The organism is Paraburkholderia phymatum, assembly GCF_038900715.1.
Taxonomy (GTDB): Bacteria; Pseudomonadota; Gammaproteobacteria; order Burkholderiales; family Burkholderiaceae; genus Paraburkholderia; species Paraburkholderia phymatum_A.
Window position 1 is genome coordinate 152,141 of sequence record NZ_JAYMRZ010000017.1, and the last position, 15,661, is coordinate 167,801.

General features: G+C 64.8%; 13 protein-coding genes. 7 read left to right on the plus strand and 6 right to left on the minus strand.

Going from position 1 to position 15,661, the window contains the following annotated elements:
- The first annotated feature begins 82 nt into the window (after positions 1-82).
- Positions 83-820, plus strand: a complete 738-nt coding sequence (locus tag VSR68_RS27920; protein ID WP_342942943.1) for a FadR/GntR family transcriptional regulator — start codon at positions 83-85, stop codon at positions 818-820.
- 736 nt (positions 821-1,556) lie between these two features.
- On the opposite strand, the gene VSR68_RS27925 is transcribed toward VSR68_RS27920, so the two are convergent.
- Positions 1,557-2,897 (minus strand): FAD-binding oxidoreductase, encoded by a 1,341-nt coding sequence (locus VSR68_RS27925; RefSeq protein ID WP_342942944.1) that lies wholly within the window; start codon positions 2,895-2,897, stop codon positions 1,557-1,559.
- Positions 2,898-3,369: 472 nt separating this feature from the next.
- Between VSR68_RS27925 and VSR68_RS27930 the strand changes: the two genes are divergently transcribed.
- Positions 3,370-4,224, plus strand: a complete 855-nt coding sequence (locus VSR68_RS27930) for a helix-turn-helix domain-containing protein (protein WP_342942945.1) — start codon at positions 3,370-3,372, stop codon at positions 4,222-4,224.
- A 54-nt stretch (positions 4,225-4,278) separates the two neighbouring features.
- Here the strand turns inward: VSR68_RS27930 and VSR68_RS27935 are convergent, their stop codons facing one another.
- Positions 4,279-6,123 (minus strand): ATP-binding response regulator, encoded by a 1,845-nt coding sequence (locus VSR68_RS27935; protein ID WP_342942946.1) that lies wholly within the window; start codon positions 6,121-6,123, stop codon positions 4,279-4,281.
- The gene (locus VSR68_RS27940) at positions 6,093-6,524 is read right to left on the minus strand and encodes a molybdopterin-dependent oxidoreductase (RefSeq protein WP_342943008.1); all 432 of its coding nucleotides are present in this window, start codon (positions 6,522-6,524) and stop codon (positions 6,093-6,095) included. Before VSR68_RS27940 ends, VSR68_RS27935 begins: the two co-directional genes overlap by 31 nt.
- 313 nt (positions 6,525-6,837) lie before the next feature.
- On the opposite strand from VSR68_RS27940, the gene VSR68_RS27945 reads away from it, so the two are divergent.
- On the plus strand, positions 6,838-7,785 hold the full coding sequence (locus VSR68_RS27945) for a phosphoribosyltransferase (protein ID WP_342942947.1): 948 nt from the start codon (positions 6,838-6,840) through the stop codon (positions 7,783-7,785).
- A 162-nt stretch (positions 7,786-7,947) separates the two neighbouring features.
- On the opposite strand, the gene VSR68_RS27950 is transcribed toward VSR68_RS27945, so the two are convergent.
- The gene (locus tag VSR68_RS27950) at positions 7,948-9,624 is read right to left on the minus strand and encodes an ATP-binding domain-containing protein (protein ID WP_342942948.1); all 1,677 of its coding nucleotides are present in this window, start codon (positions 9,622-9,624) and stop codon (positions 7,948-7,950) included.
- 158 nt (positions 9,625-9,782) lie between these two features.
- On the opposite strand from VSR68_RS27950, the gene VSR68_RS27955 reads away from it, so the two are divergent.
- The 3 genes from VSR68_RS27955 to VSR68_RS27965 all read left to right on the plus strand — a co-directional run bounded on the left by VSR68_RS27955 (position 9,783) and on the right by VSR68_RS27965 (position 11,767).
- The gene (locus tag VSR68_RS27955) at positions 9,783-10,409 is read left to right on the plus strand and encodes a glutathione S-transferase family protein (RefSeq protein WP_342942949.1); all 627 of its coding nucleotides are present in this window, start codon (positions 9,783-9,785) and stop codon (positions 10,407-10,409) included.
- Between the two features lie 4 nt (positions 10,410-10,413).
- On the plus strand, positions 10,414-11,040 hold the full coding sequence (locus VSR68_RS27960; protein WP_342942950.1) for a glutathione S-transferase N-terminal domain-containing protein: 627 nt from the start codon (positions 10,414-10,416) through the stop codon (positions 11,038-11,040).
- Between the two features lie 112 nt (positions 11,041-11,152).
- Positions 11,153-11,767 carry a Fur family transcriptional regulator gene (locus tag VSR68_RS27965; RefSeq protein WP_342942951.1) on the plus strand — a complete coding sequence of 205 codons (615 nt, stop codon included), beginning with the start codon at positions 11,153-11,155 and terminating at the stop codon, positions 11,765-11,767.
- A 53-nt stretch (positions 11,768-11,820) separates the two neighbouring features.
- On the opposite strand, the gene VSR68_RS27970 is transcribed toward VSR68_RS27965, so the two are convergent.
- Positions 11,821-12,285, minus strand: a complete 465-nt coding sequence (locus VSR68_RS27970; RefSeq protein WP_342942952.1) for a response regulator — start codon at positions 12,283-12,285, stop codon at positions 11,821-11,823.
- Between the two features lie 691 nt (positions 12,286-12,976).
- The gene (locus VSR68_RS27975; protein WP_342942953.1) at positions 12,977-13,696 is read right to left on the minus strand and encodes a TetR/AcrR family transcriptional regulator; all 720 of its coding nucleotides are present in this window, start codon (positions 13,694-13,696) and stop codon (positions 12,977-12,979) included.
- Positions 13,697-13,786: 90 nt separating this feature from the next.
- Between VSR68_RS27975 and VSR68_RS27980 the strand changes: the two genes are divergently transcribed.
- Positions 13,787-15,295, plus strand: coding sequence for an MDR family MFS transporter (locus VSR68_RS27980; RefSeq protein ID WP_342942954.1), 1,509 nt, complete (start codon positions 13,787-13,789; stop codon positions 15,293-15,295).
- The last annotated feature ends 366 nt before the right edge of the window (positions 15,296-15,661 follow it).

Consider the following 15,661-nt stretch of genomic DNA (forward strand, 5'->3'; position numbering starts at 1 on the left):
TCAACCAATTTCACAATTGTCGCGCTAAACTGGTTGAAATCCGGCTTACATCATCTTGCCGTCCATTCCTCGCTACGCACCTATGGCCACGACTTCATTTGCACTGGAACGCGCGTTTCGCCCGAAGCAGATTTACGAGCAGGTCGCGGAGCGCATGCGCGCCGACATTCGCAGCGGACAGTTCGCGCCTGAAGCTCGGCTGCCATCCGAACGCGATCTCGCCTCGCGCTTCGGCGTGGGCCGGCCCGCCGTGCGCGAGGCGCTGGGCGCGCTGCAGAACGAAGGGCTCGTGTTGACTCGGCGCAACTCCGGCACCTACGTGTGCGCGGACGCGTTGCAGCGCCTGTCGGCGGCACGCGCGGACGATCGCGCGCCGGGCGACGCCGATATCAGCCCCACGTCCGCGCTCGACGTGCGCCTGATCCTCGAACCGGCGATCGCGCGCCGGGCGGCCGCGCATGCGCGGCGCGACGAGCTCGCGGAGCATTACCTCACTCAGATGGACTCGATCGACGACGTGTCGGACGCCGTGCAGCGTGCGCTCTGGAATGACAGCGATCGTCTGTTTCATCGGCAACTGGCCGTGATGACGGGCGACGCGCTGCTCGTCAAAATCGCCGATGAGGTCGCGCAGGCGATGGATCAGCCGCTATGGAAGCGGTTGAAGGACGACGGTATCCACGATCCGGGGCGCATCCGGCTGTATGTGTCGGAGCATCGGCTGATTTATGAGGCGATCGTCGATGGGGATGCGGATGCGGCTGCTTTCTATGTCGAGCAGCACATCATGAGGGTGAGGCGGGATATCGCGCCGAAATAGGTTTTTGTCTGCGACGCTGTTTTGCTTTGCCCTTATCGCGGGCATCCGCGATGCGCCTCGCGGCGCTAGCGTTGCCCCTGTGCGGGGCGGCACCTACTTTTCTTTGCAGCGGCAAAGAAAAGTAGGCAAAAGAAAGCGGGCTAACACCGCCCGCGCTTGACCTCTACCCACGGGCTCTCGACGTCCCCGTGTTTCATACGGCAGTGTGCTCGCTGATGTTTGTTGCCAACGTTCCACCTAGACGCCTCACCCGCCTCATACGCGCGTGGCACGGCTAAAGACATCGAACGTTTCAGCGCCGCATGTCGGTAGTGAACAAGGTTGCAACGTCGTACAGGGCACCGCTCACACTTGGCGTCGCATCGCCTGGCGAGGGTTTCCTGCGCGGTGCGAATGTCTACACACAGTTTGCCGCAAAGGGGCTGGGGGATATTTGAGGTCGCGGGCCGTAACACGGGTGCGTGAAGTGGGTGAGGCGTTTGATCAACGCGCTGGCAACGTGCATGAGGTAGCATGCTGCCGCTCGAAAGATGGGAACGTTGAGCGCCCGTGGGTAATACAGAGAATTAGCGGTGTGAGCGGCTTTCTTTTGCCTACTTTTCTTTGCCGCTGCAAAGAAAAGTAGGTGCCGCCCCGCACAGGGGCAACGCCCGCGCCGCGAGGCGCACCGCGGATGCCAGCGGCAAGCTGAAAACACCAAAACCAAACAGCGTCGCAGACATCAAAAAACAGGCGCTCACAACATGCTCCTCGGCCTCTGCATCGTCCCATCAAAAAACCGCTGCAACCGGAACGCCGACAAATCCAGCGAAGGCCTGCCATCGTCGATCCACTCTGCCATCAGCCGGCCGACGATCGGACCCATCGCGAAGCCATGTCCGCAGAAGCCGGTGGCGATCAGCAGACCCGGCGTCTGCGACGGCGCGTCGAGCACGGGGATGCCATCGGGCAGCACGTCGATCAGCCCCGCCCACGACTCGACCACCCTCGCATCCTTCAACGCAGGAAAAAGCGTGCGCAGCTTCTGCAACGCGCGCGGCGCGTGCGCGCGGTTCGGCTGCGGATTCGGGTCGCGCGGATGCAGCACACGCTCGCCGGCGGGCACGACGCCTGGCAGACGGTCGAGCACATCGCGCGCGAATGCGCCATTCAGATGGAAGCTGAACTTCTCGCGCTGCGTCCATAGCTCCGGCAGGAACCACTTCAGCGCGCGGAAATGGCCGAACGTCATGTCGACGTCGACCTGCATGTCGTCGGCGAGATTGATCGCGCCATTCGCGCGCTGGCGAATACCGAGGCCGTGCCCCCAGAACGTCGACGCCGTGACGGCCGGCAACGGGTTCGTGCGCATGCACGTGCCGCGCACGGCCTGTTGCGGCAACGCGATGCCGAGCGTATCCAGCAGCCGCCAGCTGCTCGCGCCCGCCGCGCAGATCACGTGCCGCGTGCGGATCGTGCCACGCTCGGTGACGACGCCCGTCACCGAGCCCGCCGCCCGTTCGATGCCGATCACGCCGCAACCCTCGAAGAAGCGCGCGCCCGCTTCGACCGCGCGCGCGGCAAACGCAGCCGCCGCGCGGCGCGGCTCGGCCTGGCCGTCGCTCGCCGTGTACAGCCCGCCCAATGCCGGGCCGTGCATGCCGCGCACATGCTGGTCGATCTGCGCGCGCTCGAGCACGCGCGTGTCGAGCCCGTACTGCCTCGCGACGTCCATCCATTGCTGGAACGACGCCCAGTCCTCTTCGTTGTCCGCGACGTAGAGACAGCCGCCCTGCCTCCATTCGAGATCGAAGTTCAGCTCGCGTTCGAGCTGTTCCCAGATGCGCATGCCCGCCATCATCAGCGGCACTTCGGCGGCCTCGCGACCTTGCTGGCGCACGAAGCCCCACGCGCGCGTCGACTGCTGGCCCGCGATGCGCGACTTGTCGAGCACGACGGCCTTCACGCCGCGCCGCCCGAGGTAGTACGCCGCCGCGCAACCCATGATGCCCGCGCCCGCGATGACGACATCGGCTCGATCGGGAAACGGCGCGTCGGCCGGACTCAGGTTCGCGTGCAGCGGATAGGTCGTCGTCATCGGAAAGCGGAGTGCGCAACGTGGCGGTGTCGAGGGTCTGCATCTTCTCAGGCCCGCGCGGATGCCGCAATGCCGCTCAGAAAGCGACCCACCTCGCACCATCTCTTGCGCGCCGGCCACACGCGCTATCGGCATCGGTAAAGGACGATCGGCAAAAGACCGTCGACACCCGAGACAATGCGTTACGCATACGTTTTCGCCGCTAAAATAGAAGAGCCAGGCAACGAGCGAAGCTGTGCTGATCCGCGCGGGCAATCGAACTCAACAAAATGGGCCGTTTTCACGGCCAGGAGCGGCACGCGGCCATGCGGGCGCGGCGCGATTCCAGGCGCGCTGCGCGTTTTGCGGTACATTGGCTGTCCAGCGCAGGGGGCGCGCCCATCCGGCACGCCTGGGGGACCCGCGCTACGCGCCGTCGAAACGACGCTTCGTCATAAACAACGATTCATACTGACAGACAGAAACTTCGCGCATGTCCAACGAAGCCACCTCAACCGACTCGCTCGCCGTCGCCGAACGCGTGCGCGAGTTGATGAGCCGTCACGGCATCGGCAAGCGTCAGCAGACCAGCGAGCTTTGCCGCATCCTCGATTTGAGTTTTTCGCAGGGCCACCGCAAGCTGCGCGGCAACAGCCCCTGGACGCTCTCGCAGATCAAGAAGGTCGCCGAAGTGTTCGGCGAGCCGGCCGCGCAGCTGTTCGGCGCGCAGACGCTCGACCCCGGCATGGTCGGCGCCACCGCGCAGGAAGCGGTGTTCGCCATCGGCTCGATCGAGCTCGCGTGCACCGCATGGGTCGGCGCGCCGATCGAAGCGGGCAGCCGGCCGGAATTCATCGCGTGGTCGAAGCTCGACCAATGGCGCGTCGTGCGCTACGACGGCGCGCTCTATCAGAACGCACACGAAGTCCACAAGATCGAGATCTATCCGCGCCGCGCCGAAACGGACAAGCCGCTGATCGCCGTCGTCGACGACGACCAGGCGTCCGCCGACAACCTGCGCGACTACCTGGAGCGCAGCGGCTTTGCGGCCGTCGCGATCTACGGCCTCACCGCGTTCGCCGAAACGTTGCAGATGCAGGTGTTCGACGGCGTCGTGATCGACTGGCTGTTCGGGCCGCAGACGTCGGCGGAGGCGATCCGCGCGGTGCGCGCATCGGAAAACCCGGACGCGCCCATCTTCGTGCTGACGGGCGAACTGCTGACGGGCAAGGCGAGCGAATCGGAGATCAGCGACATCGTGCGCAACTACGATGTGGCCTGCTACGAGAAGCCCGCGCGGATGGCGATACTCGTCGCCGATCTGTCGAAGCGCTTGAGCCGGGCTTAAGCGCAAGGGCTGCGGGACCGGGCGAGGCGATCCAGCCCTATCGAGAAGCCCGCTTCACCCTTCCACCGACGCCCCGTGCCGCGCTGCCAGCGCGCGCTGCACGGCGTCGCGCAGCACTTCGTAGTGAACGGGCTTGCTCAGGCTGTCGAAAAACGGCGCGTCGTCCTGGCGCGTCGGTCCGTCCGGCGCATACGCGCTCACGGCGATCACGGGCGTGCGCGCCGCCGCGCCCGCCGCCGCCGCATACTCGGCCATGAACGCATAGCCGTCCTTGTCCGGCATGTGCAGATCGAGCAGCACGAGATCGCAGCGCCTTGTCGCCAGCCACGCGTGCGCGTCGTCGGCGTTGGCGACGGCGGCCGCGTCGCATCCCATGTGCTCGAGCATTTCGCACAGCGATTCGCGAATCAGCTGGTTGTCGTCGACGATCAGCACCTGCGGGCGGCCGTTCGCGTGCGCCTCGTGCGGCGCGGCCGCCGGTGCGGCAGGCGCGGCGACCGACGCGACGGGAATCGTCACCGTGAAGCGCGTGCCCTTGTCCACTTCGCTTTCGACGCCGATCGCCCCGTTGAACAGCGCGACGAGCCCCTGCACGATCGCGAGCCCCATGCCCGCACCTTCGAAGCGCCGCGTGCGCGACGCGTCGAGCTGCGTGAACTCCTTGAAAATCAGCGGAATCTGCGTGTCGGGCACGCCGGGTCCCGTATCGGTGACGACGATGACGAGCGCGCCCGCGTGCTGCTCGAAATGCAGCGTGACGTTGCCGCGTTCCGTGTAGCGGATCGCGTTGGTCACGAGGTTATTGACGATTTGCCGGATGCGATGCGGGTCGGAATCGACGAGACCCGTGCGCCCGCTCGCGCTCCCGTCGAACGCCAGCCCCTTTGCGCGCGCGGCCGGCTCGTGCTCGTCGACGACGGACGCCAGCAGTTCGCGCGGATCGAAATGCTCATGGCGCAACTCGAGCTTGCCGGCGCCCAGACGCGCGTAGTCGGTCAGGTCCTTCATCTGCGCTTCGAGATGGCGCGCGGCCGTCTCGAGCCGCTGGATCACCTTGCGGTCGGCCTCGGTGTGAAAGTTGAAGCCGAGCAGCTCGATCGACGACACGATCGCGTGCAGCGGCGTGCGCAACTCGTGGCTGATCATGCCGAGAAACGCGTCCTTCGCGAGGCTCGCTTCGCGCGCGGCTCGGCTCGCCTGATGCTCCGCGTCGAGCGCGGCGCGCTGCTGCACGATCAGGTTCGTGCGGCGGCGTCCGTTCATCACGAGCAGCACCGTCGCCGCCGCCGACAGCAACAGCAGCACGAGCCCGCCCGCGAACAGCATCCGGCGCTTCGCGATGAAGTCGGAGTTCATCGCCTCGCGATCCTGCACGTCGACGTAGCGGCGGCTCAGCGCGAGGTCATTCACTTCTTTCCAATGCTGGCGCAGTTGCTCGACCATCTGCGAGGCGAGCGTCGGCGAAGTGGGCAGCGCGTCGAGCATGGGCTGCATCGCGACGAGCATCTCGGACAGCCGCGCGATCTCCCCCTGCTGACGCTGGACGGCCTCCGCCTGCGCGGCGAGGCGCTGCGTCGAGCCCGCCATCACGCGCAGCTTCGACTGCAGCACCTGGAAATGCAGCGTGAGCCGCCGATAGTCGCTGTCGACGCCCGTCTGGTACAGCAGCAGCTGGCTTTCGAGCCGCGCGTAGGCGATCTGGAGCTGCGCGGCGTCCCAGTAGAAACCGTCGTAGGTGCCCGTGACCTGCTGGGTCGCGCGGGGATTGAGCAGAGCCGAATAGAGCAGATAGCTGATCGCCGCAGTCGGCGCCGCCAGCGCGGCGATCCAGATCACAACGAGTACGACGCGGCGCAGCGGGCGCCGTCCTATTTGACGATGAGTGCCTTGATCTGCCATACGAATTTTGCGTCCGCCGACGCCCCCGCCAGTTCGCCGGGGAATTGGTCGCGCGGGTAAATGAGAAACAGCGGGCCGAAATCGCTGACCTGCAGACGCTTGCCGTTCATGCTGTACGCGACGATCACGCCATAGCGGCTCGTATCGGACACAGGAACGGTGTACGTGTAGTCATCGAGCGTGTGGATTTCGATCTCGTCGCCGTACGCGCCCACTGTCTTCAGAATATCCGCGAGCAGCGGCCCCGTGAAGGTCGATTTTGCCGTCCACGTCGTCGAAGTCGTAATCGTATGCGTCGGCAGCGCGAGAATCTGTGCCTCCGAAAAATGGAACACGGAATGGTCGGAGTCGCTGGTCTTCGCGATCTTGCCTTTCACGTCGAGTTCGAGCGTCGTCGTCATCGGCGCGGCGCTCGCGCCCGGCGCCACGAACGCGAGCGCCAGCACGGGCACGAGCGCGAACGCGCGCAACCATCCGTATTTGTTCTTCTGCACTTTTGGTCCCTTTCGTGTGGTCTTGTTGTGTGTCTTCTTGTGCGTCTTTTTCCTGGGCGCGGCTCGCATTGTGCCTGACATCGCCGTCAGACGATAACGACAGCGCAGTCGGATGCCACGACACAGAATCTTTACACGGCGTGCATAATATCGGCTCCATCTCAAAAAAGCCGTTTCGCCGACGCGCGTCCATCCGGCTCAACACAAACCGCCAGCCGTCATGAAAAAGCCGGTTCTACCGTTGACCTACGAACAACTCGACCACTGGATCGATTCGCTGCAGCCCGCCCTGCTCGAAGAGCGCTTCGCGGCCGCTGTCGGCATCTTACGGGGCGGCGCGCCACTTGCGCTAATGGCTTCGCATGCGATCGGCGTGCCCGTGGCGTTTCTCAGCTACGACCGCCGCGCGCGCCATGTCACGTGGGACTCGGCGCAGCCGCTGCCGCCGCCAGGCTCGAAGGTGCTGTTGTGCGAAGACATCGCGGGACGCGGTTTCACGCTGGTCGATTGCATCGCGTTCCTGGAGCAGCACGGTCTGATCGTCAAGACGCTGACGGGCGCGTTCGACGAGATCAGCCGCATTCGCCCGGACTATGCAAACGACGCGTCGGGTTTCTTCGCGCTCTTCCCTTGGGAGCGCCAGGCCTACACGGACGGTTATCGCGAGGACTGGCTGAAGGTCGAGGCGGGTTCCGCCGAGGAAATGGCCCAAGACCATGAGTACGCGACCTATGCAATCGATCTGGATGGCATCCTGCTGCCCGACGTGCCGCTGTCGCGCTATGACGAAGACCTGTCCGCCGCGCTGAACGAACGCGACGCGCTGCTGCCGTTCGAGATCCTGCCCGACATCGATCTGGAGAAGGTGCGCGCGGTGATCACGGGCCGGCCGCATGTCGATCTGGACCGCACTCGCGCGTGGCTGGAGCGGCACGGCTTCGGTCATCTGGAGCTGGTGATGCGCACGCCGGACATGCACGATGAAACGCCGGCGGGCGCCGCCGCGCACAAGGCGCAGGCCGCGCTGCGCTGCGGCGTCACGCATTTCATCGAAAGCGATGCGGTGCAGGCGCTCTTCATCGCGAAGCAGGCGCCGCTTTTGCGCGTGATCTGGTGGGATGCGCTCGAGCACAAGGGCACGCTGATCAGCGCGTCGGCGTGGCGTTGAGCGTTGGCGGCTTGGAAGCCTTTGACGCCTTCAAAACCTTCCACGCCTTCGCAGCCTTCCACGCCTTCGCAGCCTTCGGAGCCTTCGGAGCCTTCGTGGCCTTCGTGGCCTTCGCAGCCTTCAAAAGACAAAGCCGCCCGGCCGCGTCCGCTCCGTGGCGCACTACGCCGCGGCCTGATCCTTCGCTTCGCCCAGATGCAAGTGCCGCGCGGCGCGCTGCGACGCGACGACGATCAGCTTCATCGTCGCGCGCGTCGCGCCGACGAACAGCTTGCGCGCATTGCGCTCGTCGAACTCGTCGAAATCGACTTCGCTCAGGATCACGCACGGCGCCGACTGTCCCTTGAAGCGGTAAATCGAGTCGAGCAGCACGTCGCCGTCGCGATAGGCGGGGTTGCCGAACAGATCGTATTTGCCCGTGAAGCTGCGCAGCCGGTGCGGGCCGAGCTGATCGAGCGGCCAGAGCACCGAGCCCTCGCGTCCGCGAAACGACAGCACCGCGATGTCCTGCTTGCGAAAGCCGAGCGCGAGTGCCTGCGTGATCGCGCGCTTGGTCGCGTCGATGCAGCTTTCCGGCGACTGCGCTTCGTCGTAGGTCGACAGCAGGATGTCCGAGCCGTCGAACGGACTGCCCGTCGCGAGCGCACCCGCAAGCGGCACCGTCGCGCCGACCACGTTGCGCAGATAGTCGAGGATGTCGCGCGGGCTGCGATAGTTGGTCGACTCGCGCAACACGGTCCAGCCCGGCAGCGCGACGCTCTCGCGCATGTACAGATTCTGCAGCGGATCTTCGAGCCACCACCACGCGCCGCCCGGCTTCAGCAGCCGTTCGAGCGCGGGCACCCACGGCTGCTGGAAATCCTGGCCCTCGTCGACGATCAGCACGTCGTACTGCCAGCGCGCGTCGATCGGCGTCGCGGCGAACGCGCTTTCGAGCTTGTCGAACACGTCGTTGCTCTGGAAATCGGGTGCCTCGCCGCTCTCCCGCACGACCCAGTCGCACAGCTGGTGATAGTTCGCGACCTTCGCCTCGGGCGGCGCGACGCGCGCGATATGGTCCGCGAGCGGCCGGTTGAAGCACACATACAGCGGTCGCTCGCCGCGCGCGACTGCGTCGTTCATCACCTGCACGGCAAGCTGCGTCTTGCCGGAACCCGCCGTGCCGATCACGCGCAGCCGGAACGGCGTGAATTCGAGCCGCCGCGCCCAGGTCGCCAGCCCGCCCGCGAGCCGCGTGACGAGCGTGCCCGCCTGGCCGACGAGCGCGCTTGCGTCGGGCGTAAGCGCGAGTTCGTCGGCGAGAAAGTGGTGGATCTTCGATGCGCATGCGAGACGCGGCTCGTCGGCGGGCAGCGCTTCGAGAATGACGCCGATGAGCTTGTCCTTGCGATTCGCGTCGACGATGCGCGCGGGGTTCACGCCGGCAATCGCCGCATCCCTCACGACGTGATCCGGGCAATACAGCAGCTCTTCGATGAAATACGTGCCTGCGCCGAAGGCCGCCGTGAAGCGCCGGTGCAGCCCTTCGATCGTGCGCGCGAGCGCGATCGCCACGTTGCGCTCGGTCTGCATGTAGACCTTGACGAGCCCTTTCGGCGTCTCGCGCAAAAAGCCCGTCTTCTGCTCGACGATCATCACGCGCCCCGACGGGCTGACGATCACGAAATCGGCCTCGCCGAACACGGAAAAGCCTTCGTGCAAGCGCGTCCAGTGCACGCCGTGATAGACCGTGTAGTCGCGCGGCAGCGCTTCTTCGAGAAGCGCCAGCGTTTCGCGCTCGCGCGCGGCGGCTCCCGTGGCGGCGAGGCTCTTCCAGTCGTCGGGGACAATGCGGGCCATGCGATGCCTCGTCATGTTGGGTGCGCTCATTGTACGCAACGCGTGCAGCGGAACTGGCGGCGCCCGGAAAGAAAAACCCGCATCGTGTATCGTTAGTGGTTGAACGCCGCGCACGAGGCGCGGCTTGCCACTGTAGACGAGTCAAAGAGGATTACCGGATGATTACAATCTGGGGACGCGCCAACTCGGTCAATGTCCAGAAAGTCTTGTGGGTGTGCGACGAACTCGTCCTGCCTTACGAGCGCATCGACGCGGGCCTGCAATTCGGCCGCAACGACGAACCCGACTACCTCGCGATGAACCCGACGGGCAAGATTCCGACGCTCGTCGACGGCGATTACGTGCTGTGGGAATCGAACTCGATCCTGCGCTATCTGGCGATGCAGTACGGCGCGTCGAGCCTGCTGTATCCCACGGAGCCGAAAGCGCGCGCGAGCATCGACCGCTGGCTCGACTGGTCATTGTCCACGCTTCAGCCCGCCGAGCGTCCCGTGTTCTGGACCATCGTGCGCACGCCGGAGGCGGGGCGCGACAACGCGAAGCTCGCCGCCGACATCGACAACGTCGCGAAGCTGTGGAAGCTGCTCGATGTACACCTGCAAGGGCGCTTTCATATCGAAGGCGATCACTTCACGCTCGCGGACATCGTGCTCGGCGCGTACGCGAAGCGCTGGTTCGGGCTGCCGGGCGTCGAGCGTCCGTCGACGCCGAATCTCCAACGCTGGTATCAGCGGCTCGCGACGCGCCCGGGCTTCAAGAAATACGTCGACTTCGATCTGACCTGAACTCATGACGATCACGCTCTATGCATGGGGCACGCCGAATGGCCGCAAGGTCAGCGTCGCGCTCGAGGAAATGGAACTGCCGTATGTCGTCGAGCCGATCAACATCACGCAGGACGAGCAGTTCGATCCCGACTTTCTCGCGATCAGCCCGAACAACAAGATTCCCGCGATCGTCGATCCCGACGGACCGGATGGCCAGCCGATCAGCGTGTTCGAATCGGGCGCGATCCTGCTGTACCTCGGCGAGAAGACGGGCAAGTTCCTGCCAAAGAGCCTGCGCGAGCGCGTGCCCGTGCTCGAATGGCTGATGTGGCAGATGGGCGGCTTCGGCCCGATGCCGGGACAGGTGCATCACTTCGCGGCGCTCGCTTCCGAGGACGACAGGCGCTACGGCCTCAAGCGCTTTTCGGCGGAGACGCGACGACTCTATGCGGTGCTGGATAAGCGGCTGGGCAAGACGGAATATGTGGCGGGCGAGTTGTCCGTCGCGGACTTCGCGATTCTCGGCTGGGCGTGGCGGCACGAACGCCACAAGGTCGATCTCGCCGACTATCCGAACGTCAAGCGCTGGTACGAGATGCTGTTCGAACGTCCGGGCGTCAGGCGCGGGTTCGAAGCGAAGCTCGACTGACGCGGGCCGTTCAATCGTGCGCGCCGCTGACCGCCACGCATGCGGGGCGGCGATCGGCGGGCCGGGTTCTAGCGCGGGGTTCAACCTCGCGGTTCAACCTTATAATCAGCGGATGAAAAACGCCAAGTCAACGGCTGCAGCCGCCGCTTCCGCAACGGCGGGCGCATCGAATCCAGCACATCGTCCGCAGCACGAAGAACCTCGCGCGGACCACGCGCATTCGCACGCGCACGATCCGCATCGCGAGCACGGCGGGCATGCGCAGGGCACGCCGGCGTCCGCAGAGGCCGCGCTCGCGCTGGCCGAAGAATATTGCCGCGAGCGCGGCGAAAAGCTCACGCCGATCCGCCGCAAGGTGCTCGAACTGCTGCTGACGTCCGGCCGCGCAACCAAGGCCTATTCGCTGCTCGACGACATGCGCCAGATCCACCCCGGCTCCGCGCCGCCGACGGTGTATCGCGCGCTCGATTTCCTGCTGTCCGCGGGGCTGGTGCACAAGATCGAATCGATCAACGCGTTCGCCGTCTGTCACGACCTGACGCAATGTCAGCACGGCATTCTCGTCGTCTGCCAGCAGTGCGGCAATGTCACGGAACTGCATCAGCCCGCGCTGCGCGAGGCACTCGTCGCGCAGATCGAACACGCGGGCTACCGGCTCGCCGGCGATGGAATCGAGCTGAAAGGGCTGTGCTCGGCATGCCAGGCCGCGCAAGCCGCCAGCAGCTAAGCAGCAACTGCGCACCCATCCCCGTCAGACGAGGCCGCGCCGCGGCTCGAACGTCAGGTCAAGCCGGCGGCGCGCGCGCCGATCGCGTCGCGCAGCAGCGTCACCAGTGCTTCGGGCGGCGCGGGCTTCGTCATGAAGTGCTGGAATCCCTCGCCGATGCTGCGCAGCCGGTAGGCTTCATCCGTATGGCCCGTCACGGCCACCGCGACGCAAGGCGCGTGATCGCCGCGAATCTCGTGATCCCGCAGACGCTGGATCAGATAGAACCCGTCCATCGCGGGCAGGTCCAGATCGCAGACGACGGCATCGGGCAGCACCCGAATGGCGGCTTCGACGCCCTCTTCGGCATCCGCCACGGCGATCACATTGGCCCCTTCTGATTCGAGCAGAATTTTCAACGATTCCCTGTTTTGCGGGTCGTCTTCGACGAGCACGATCGTGGCCTGATCGAGCCTCAATACTCCGTTCATCTTGATGTTATTGCTGTAAAAGCTGGTTATGCACTCTGACGTGGCCATGATGTTACGTACTTGTATACCGCGCCAGCGCCGGCAGCGGAAAAGAGTTCAACGTTTCTACGCTCGTCGGGTCGTTCTTACCAACGGACGACGGACGCGCTGTCCGTCCGCCAACCGCTCCCGCCTCGCGTAGTCGTCAATGCGTGCCCGGCGCGTTCGCCGCCGCGCACATCCCCTCTTCGGACTCGATTGTCCGCATCGAGTTGCACGCGACAGTGCGTTTTCGAGCATGTCCCGCCGTGTTCAAAAAGCGCCAGTACAGACACGACAGCGAGCCTGCGTCCAGGCGGCACCGCGCCATCTTGACGGCCGCGCAAGGCGCTCGCGTGACCATCAGGAGGCGTGCAGATAACGAGAGGAAGTCTGTGAAGCGCGCGGGATGAAAAGCGGGCCAGCCGGCCGAAACGGTCGAAGGCAAGGCACCGCGATGCATTGCGATCTTCTTCCTGTTCCTCGTTGTCTTCGTCGTCAGCCTGTCGATGCGCGCGCGGAAGATGGCTCACTGCCGCGCCGGCGCAAGACAGCATGACGGACGTCGACCTGCGAAACACACGGGACAATCAAGCACATTGCGTGCCGCTCGGCAAACCGCGCCAGGCGATGGCGAAGCGTCTCACATCTGAAGAAAACGCCTCGCCTGCAAGCGATCCGCGATCCGGATGCAACTGACAGCCAACTCCTCACACCCAACTCATTTGCGCGGCTTCGACACCACGCCATGAGCGAGCAACGCGACGGCATGACGCGCGATGTCGTCCGCCGTCAGCTTCCGGCGCACGGGATCGTGGCGCCACATCGCCGACGTGGCGAGCGGCAGGATCGCCAGCCCGATCACCGAGAGAAACACCAGCGACGGCTCCAGATCCGGATTCAGCCGCCCTTCCTTCTGCCACCGCTCGATATACGCGATGCCGCGCCGCTGGTTCGCATCGCCGAAACGTTCGTGCATCCGCTGCTTGAGCAGGCCGCCCTCGCTGATCACTTCGCGAATCCACAGCGACGGAAACCACGGGTAGTCGCCCGCCACTTCGACGAGCCGCTGCGCGAGCGACGTGATCGCCGCGATGGGATCGTCGGGATTCGCTTCGAACGAGCCGGCGAGCCGCGTGCGCAGCGGCAGGAAACGCTCGTCGATCAGCACGTCGAGCAACTGATCGCGGGTCTTGAAGTAGTAGTGCATCATCGCGGGCGTGAAACCCGCCCCGCGCGCGACCTGGCCGAGCGTCGTATCGACGATGCCCTGCCGCGCGAACAGCACAAGCGCCGCGTCCAGCAGACGGGCGCGCTGCTCGGGGCCGCGTCCGCTCCCCGACGGACGGCCGGGACGGCGCGCAGCCGCAACGGGCGCTGCGGCGCCGTCATGATCCGCATGCGCCGCCTGATCCACACCCGATACCGATTTCCTTGCCATGACAGTGAGATTGACGAATGATCCGATGTCGCATATATTAATCTGCGTGTTAATTAATTTCAAGCCAACTTGAAAGCATTGGAAACCGAGATGGAAACCCACACCCTTGCCCCCGACGCCGCGCCCGGCACGACCGGGCGCCCGTCGCTGCGCGTGCTGTTTCCGGCGCTGCTGCTGGTGATGCTGCTCGCGGCGCTCGACCAGACGATCGTGTCGACCGCGCTGCCGACCATCGTCGGCGACCTCGGCGGGCTGGACAGCCTGTCGTGGGTCGTCACCGCCTATCTGTTGACGTCGACGATCGTCGTGCCGCTGTACGGCAAGTTCGGCGATCTGTTCGGCCGCAAGATCGTCTTGCAGACGGCGATCGTGCTGTTCCTGATCGGCTCGGCGCTGTGCGGGCTCGCGCAGAACATGACCGAGCTGATCCTGCTGCGCGCGCTTCAGGGACTCGGCGGCGGCGGGCTGCTCGTCATCACGATGGCCGCGATCGGCGACGTGATTCCGCCTGCCGAGCGCGGCCGCTATCAAGGCGTGTTCGGCGGCGTGTTCGGACTTGCGACTGTGATCGGTCCGATGATGGGCGGCTTTCTCGTCGACCATCTGTCGTGGCGCTGGATTTTCTACATCAACGTGCCGCTCGGCATCGCCGCACTCCTCGTGATCGGCGCCGTGTTCAAGCCGCGCGTCGCGCACGTGAAGCACACGATCGACTACATGGGCGCGGCGTTTCTCGCGGGCGCCCTCACCTGCCTGATCCTGTTCACGAGCCAGGGCGGCACGGTGCTGCCGTGGACCTCGCCGCAACTGTGGTTCACGCTCGTGCTCGTGTTCATCTGCATCGGCGGTTTCATCTATGAAGAACGTCTCGCCGTCGAGCCGATCATGCCGCTCGAACTCTTTCGCGACCGCACGTTTCTGCTGTCGAGCGCGATCGGCTTTATCGTCGGCGTATCGCTGTTCGGCTCGGTGACTTTTCTGCCGATGTATCTGCAGGTCGTGAAGTACTCGACGCCTTCCGAAGCCGGCATGCAGATGCTGCCGATGATGGGCGGCGTGCTCGTGATGTCGATCGTCACGGGACGCATCATCAGCAAGATCGGCAAATACCGGATGTTCCCGATCATGGGCACGTTCCTCGTCGGCGTCGCGATGGTGCTGCTCACCACGCTAAAGATCTCGACGCCCGTTCATGTGATGTATGCGTATATGGGCGTGCTCGGCTGCGGTCTCGGCATGGTGATGCAGGTGCTCATTCTTGCCGTGCAGAACGCGGTGCCGTTCAGGCATCTCGGCACGGCGACGTCGGGTGCCACATTGTTCCGTTCGATCGGCGGCTCGGTCGGCGTTGCGGCATTCGGCGCGATCTTCTCGAATGGTCTCGCGGCTCGCCTGCAAGCGCTGATTCCGCCCGATACCGAACTGCCGCACGCGCTCGGCCCCGCTGCGATTCACAACTTGCCCGCTGCGTTGCGCGACGATTACCTGCAGGCATTCGCGAGCGCGCTGCATACCGTGTATCTCGTCGCCGCCTGTGTAGTCGTGCTTGCGTTCGCGCTTGCGTGGCTGCTTAGAGACCATCCGCTGCGCAAGCATTGAAGAACGCATCAGACGCTAGCAAACACAAGAACAAGAAGACGCGCAAAAGGCGTCCAATGCCTGGGTAAAGGCGTGCAACGTCTCTATGACGTGCTTGTGCATAAAGGCCGGTGTGCATTGCGCGCCGGCCTTTTATTTGATCGATGTGTTTCCTATGATCAAAAGGTAACAGGCGTCGTTGCAATTCTGCCTATGCATAAACCCTGATGCATGATCGTTTTTCTCCTTGAATTCAAGGGCCGCCGCGACCGATGTGTGCGATAGGTAGCAACGTCGATTGACGCGCCGCGAGAAAGAAACCATATTTGCTCACACACAGCGGCCCCATGATGAAAGAACTGGGCCGGCTGCTACCCAGCGCATGTG

Coding starts and splice junctions, on each gene's coding strand:
- VSR68_RS27920 (WP_342942943.1), top strand. CDS start 83: ATGGCCACGACTTCATTTGCACTGGAACGCGCGTTTCGCCCGAAGCAG.
- VSR68_RS27925 (WP_342942944.1), bottom strand. CDS start 2,897: ATGACGACGACCTATCCGCTGCACGCGAACCTGAGTCCGGCCGACGCG.
- VSR68_RS27930 (WP_342942945.1), top strand. CDS start 3,370: ATGTCCAACGAAGCCACCTCAACCGACTCGCTCGCCGTCGCCGAACGC.
- VSR68_RS27935 (WP_342942946.1), bottom strand. CDS start 6,123: ATGGCAGATCAAGGCACTCATCGTCAAATAGGACGGCGCCCGCTGCGC.
- VSR68_RS27940 (WP_342943008.1), bottom strand. CDS start 6,524: ATGACGACGACGCTCGAACTCGACGTGAAAGGCAAGATCGCGAAGACC.
- VSR68_RS27945 (WP_342942947.1), top strand. CDS start 6,838: ATGAAAAAGCCGGTTCTACCGTTGACCTACGAACAACTCGACCACTGG.
- VSR68_RS27950 (WP_342942948.1), bottom strand. CDS start 9,624: ATGGCCCGCATTGTCCCCGACGACTGGAAGAGCCTCGCCGCCACGGGA.
- VSR68_RS27955 (WP_342942949.1), top strand. CDS start 9,783: ATGATTACAATCTGGGGACGCGCCAACTCGGTCAATGTCCAGAAAGTC.
- VSR68_RS27960 (WP_342942950.1), top strand. CDS start 10,414: ATGACGATCACGCTCTATGCATGGGGCACGCCGAATGGCCGCAAGGTC.
- VSR68_RS27965 (WP_342942951.1), top strand. CDS start 11,153: ATGAAAAACGCCAAGTCAACGGCTGCAGCCGCCGCTTCCGCAACGGCG.
- VSR68_RS27970 (WP_342942952.1), bottom strand. CDS start 12,285: ATGGCCACGTCAGAGTGCATAACCAGCTTTTACAGCAATAACATCAAG.
- VSR68_RS27975 (WP_342942953.1), bottom strand. CDS start 13,696: ATGGCAAGGAAATCGGTATCGGGTGTGGATCAGGCGGCGCATGCGGAT.
- VSR68_RS27980 (WP_342942954.1), top strand. CDS start 13,787: ATGGAAACCCACACCCTTGCCCCCGACGCCGCGCCCGGCACGACCGGG.